Origin of the sequence: Nocardioides sp. (assembly GCF_036274455.1) — a bacterium.
Taxonomy (GTDB): Bacteria; Actinomycetota; Actinomycetes; order Propionibacteriales; family Nocardioidaceae; genus Nocardioides.
In genome coordinates, this window is record NZ_DASUFR010000091.1 from 1 (window position 1) to 3,896 (window position 3,896).

Annotated in this window: 3 protein-coding genes and 1 pseudogene; 1 reads left to right on the top strand and 3 read right to left on the bottom strand. The window is 70.8% G+C overall.

What is annotated here, in order from left to right:
* The coding region (locus VFV89_RS09120; RefSeq protein WP_329705616.1) for a GIY-YIG nuclease family protein at positions 1-554 on the bottom strand (554 nt) is incomplete at its 3' end.
* Between the two features lie 117 nt (positions 555-671).
* Here VFV89_RS09120 and VFV89_RS09125 point away from each other — a divergent pair.
* Positions 672-1,967: a pyridine nucleotide-disulfide oxidoreductase gene (locus VFV89_RS09125; RefSeq protein ID WP_329705617.1), complete on the top strand. Its 1,296-nt coding sequence runs from the start codon at positions 672-674 to the stop codon at positions 1,965-1,967.
* Here VFV89_RS09125 and VFV89_RS09130 read toward each other — a convergent pair.
* A complete protein-coding gene (locus VFV89_RS09130) occupies positions 1,951-2,433 on the bottom strand; it encodes a Rieske (2Fe-2S) protein (protein ID WP_329705618.1) in 483 nt (160 codons plus the stop codon). The genes VFV89_RS09125 and VFV89_RS09130 overlap by 17 nt on opposite strands.
* A 151-nt stretch (positions 2,434-2,584) precedes the next feature.
* A pseudogene (locus VFV89_RS09135) lies at positions 2,585-3,896 on the bottom strand (excinuclease ABC subunit A); the annotation flags it as partial.

Below are 3,896 nucleotides of genomic sequence, written 5' to 3' on the forward strand. Positions count from 1 at the left end.
CGGCCGACGCAGGGCGCGGAGCATTTGTCGATGTAGCCGAGCAGGCACGGCCGCCCGATCTGCGCGGACCGCTTGAACACGCCATTGCTGCACGAGCGCATCGGGAACACCCGGAGCAGCAGGTCGACGGTCTCCCGGATCGCCCACGCGTGCGAGTACGGGCCGAAGTAGCGGACCCCGCGGCGCTTCGCACCGCGGCCGACCATGACCCGCGGGATCTCCTCGTTGAGGGTGACCGCGAGCCAGGGGTAGGACTTGTCGTCGCGGTACTTGACGTTGAACCGCGGGTCGAACTCCTTGATCCAGGAGTACTCCAGCTGCAGCGCCTCGACCTCGGTGTTGACCACCGTCCAGTCCACGCCGGCCGCGGTCGAGACCATCGTCGCGGTGCGGGCGTGGAGGTTGCCCGGGTCCTGGAAGTAGGAGGTGAGCCGGGACCTGAGGTTGTTGGCCTTCCCGACATAGATCACCCGGCCACGGGCGTCGCGGAACCGGTAGACGCCGGGCTGGGTGGGGATCGACCCGGTCGCGGGACGGAACGACGGCGCGGGCACACCTCAACCCTACGGTCGGCTGCCGACTGTGATGGCGGGTCCAGTGGGTACCGGCGGGGCGTCCGACACGCCCCATCCCCGCTTGGAGATGTAAGTGCAGTGATCTACTCTACTTACATGTCGTGTCGTGATCCCTACGGGTACGCGCTCACCACCAGCCCGGCGGCCGCCGCTGCCTACTCCCGGGGGCTGCTGGACGTGCTCCGGCTGCGCTCGGGCGCCCTCCCCTCGCTGGCCTCGTCGGTGGCCCACGACCCGACCTTCGCGCTCGGCCACGCGGCCGTGGCGCTGCTCGGCTTCGAGCTGTGCGCCGAGGTCGACGTCCAGGCCCGGCTCCGCGACGCCTCGCTGCACGCCGGCCGGGCCACCGAGCGCGAGCGCAGCCACGTCCATGCGGTCGTCCGGCACGTCGCCGGTGACTCCCGGCCGCTGGTCGCGCACCTCGCGTCCTATCCGCTGGATGCACTGCTGCTCTCGACCGCGGTGCCGACGATCGCCTTCGCGGGCGTGACCGAGGTCCCCGAGGAGGCCTGGTCGATCGTCGAGCGGGCCCGCCCGGCGTACGGGGACGACTGGTGGTTCACCGGCCTGCTGGCGTTCGTGCGACAGGAGCAGGGTCGCTTCGACGAGGCGATGTCGCTGTCCTGCGCCTCGCTGAGCGTCGAGCCCGGCGCGGGCCACTCGGCGCACGCCCGCGCCCATGCGCACTACGAGACCGGCGACCACGAGGCCGGGCTGGCCTGGATGGACCGCTGGGTGAGCGGCGACGGCGCCTCGATCGACAGCCTCAGCCACTTCGCCTGGCACGCTGCCCTGCACGAGCTGTCGCTGGGCGACCTCGACGCCGTGCGCCGGCGGTACGACGCCCAGCTCCGCCCCGAGCACGGCCTCGGCTGCAGGGCGCTGGTCGACACCGGCTCGCTGCTCTTCCGCTGGGCGCTGACCCCGGACGCCTCGGACGTCCCCGGCCTCGGCCAGGTCGCCGCACTGGCTGGTCGGGACGTGCTGGAGCGGCCGGCCACGCCGTTCCTCGCCATGCACTCAGCCGTCACGCTCCTGGCCGTCGACGACCGGCCCGGCCTGGAGTCGCTGGCCCGATGGGCCGCTGCCCACCAGCACCCGACCCAACGTGAGGTCGTGGCACCCCTGGCCAGGGCCCTTGGCCTGCTGGCCGCCGGCCGATGCTCGCAGGCAGCGGACGCGCTGGCCGGTCTGGCCGGCCAGAGCCGCCGCCTCGGCGGCTCCGACGCGCAGCGGGAGATCCTCGAGGAGACCCGGATCGCCGCGCTGGTCCGCGCGGACCGGCTCGACGAGGCGCGTCAGGTGCTCGACACCCGGCTGGACCGGCGGCACTCGCCGAGGGACCGGAAGTGGCGCGAGCAGTGTCAGCGCGGGCTCATGCGTTCAGCGTGATCTCGTCGCCGGTGACGGTGATCTGCTCCTCCGCGAGCGGGAACGTGGCCGGGCCGGTCACGACCGAGCCGTCGTCGATGGAGAACTGGCTCCCGTGGCAGGCGCAGTTGATGGTCCCGTCGGAGACGTCGGAGACGATGCAACCCTGGTGGCTGCACACCGCGGTGAAGCACTTGAACTCGCCGGACGCCGGCTGGGTGACCACGACCTCCTGATCGGAGAAGATCGTGCCGCCGCCCACGTCGATGTCCGAGGTCTTCGCCAGCGCCTCTCCACCGGCGACCGCGCTGCTGCTCGAACCGGCCGGGGTGCTCCCCGTCGGGGTGGAGGACGAGGACGACGGGCCGGACGGGTCGTTGGCGGTCGCCGGGTCGTCGCTGCTGCACGCGGCCAGCAGCGGGACGCCCACACCGGCGGCGGCCGCGAGGCCGCCGAGCGCACGGCGGGAGATCTTGTCGGTGGTCATGACGGCGGGTTCCTCGCAGAAGTCGAGTCGAACGGGTCGTTGAAAGTGACGCTACCTACGGCTGTGTCACCGCGTCTGAGAGACACGTGTGAGTTCGGTGAGACACCTCTCACGAAACGACGGAGCAGCCCGGATGGTTCACGCGGTCCAGTCAGGCGGACCTGCGCGTCGTGGTCTTCTTGGGCGCGGTCTTCTTCGCCACAGCCTTCTTCGCCACAGCCTTGTTCGCCGCCACGGTCTTGTTCGCCACAGCCTTCTTGGCCGGGGCCTTCGTAGCCGCGGACCGCTTCCGGGCCGGCTGCTTGGCCTCCCGTCCGTCGAGCAGCGGCTTGAGGAAGGCACCGGTGAAGCTGTCGGGGTTGTCGGCGACCTGCTCGGGGGTGCCCTCCGCGATCACCAGCCCGCCGCGTGAGCCGCCCTCGGGACCCATGTCGACGATCCAGTCGGCGGTCTTGATCACGTCGAGGTTGTGCTCGATGACCAGGACGGTGTTGCCCTGGTCGACCAGCCGGCCGAGGACCAGCAGCAGCCTGCGGATGTCCTCGAAGTGCAGCCCGGTGGTCGGCTCGTCGAGCACGTAGACCGTGCGGCCGGTGGAGCGTTTCTGGAGCTCGGAGGAGAGCTTGACCCGCTGCGCCTCGCCCCCGGAGAGCGTGGTGGCCGGCTGCCCGAGCCGGACGTAGCCCAGCCCCACCTCGACCAGCGTCTTCATGTGCCGCGCGATCGCCGGCACCGCGGCGAAGAAGTCGACGGCCTCCTCGATCGGCATGTCGAGGACCTCGGCGATGGTCTTGCCCTTGTAGTGGACCTCGAGCGTCTCGCGGTTGTAGCGCGCGCCGTGGCACACCTCGCACGGGACGTAGACGTCCGGGAGGAAGTTCATCTCGATCTTGATGGTGCCGTCGCCGGCGCACGCCTCGCACCGGCCGCCCTTCACGTTGAACGAGAACCTGCCCTGCAGGTATCCACGCATCTTCGCCTCCGGAGTCGAGGCGAAGAGCTTGCGGATGTGGTCGAAGACACCGGTGTACGTCGCCGGGTTGCTCCGCGGCGTCCGGCCGATCGGCGACTGGTCGACGTGGATGACCTTGTCGACGTGCTCGGTGCCGGTGATCCGGGTGTGCCGACCCGGGACCGTCCGGGCGTTGTAGATCTGCTTCGCCAGCGCGGTGTAGAGGATGTCGTTGACCAGCGTCGACTTGCCCGATCCGGAGACGCCGGTCACCGCGACGAACAGCCCGAGCGGGAACGTCGCGTCGATGTCGCGCAGGTTGTGCTCGCGCGCCCCGACCACGGTGAGCTCGCGTCCCTTGGTGCGCGGCCGGCGTACGTCGGGCAGCGGGATCGACTTGCGGCCCGAGAGGTACATCCCGGTCTCGGAGTCGCGGTGCTTCAGCAGCTGCTTGACCGTGCCCGAGTGGACGACCTGACCGCCGTGCTCGCCCGCGCCCGGGCCGATGTCG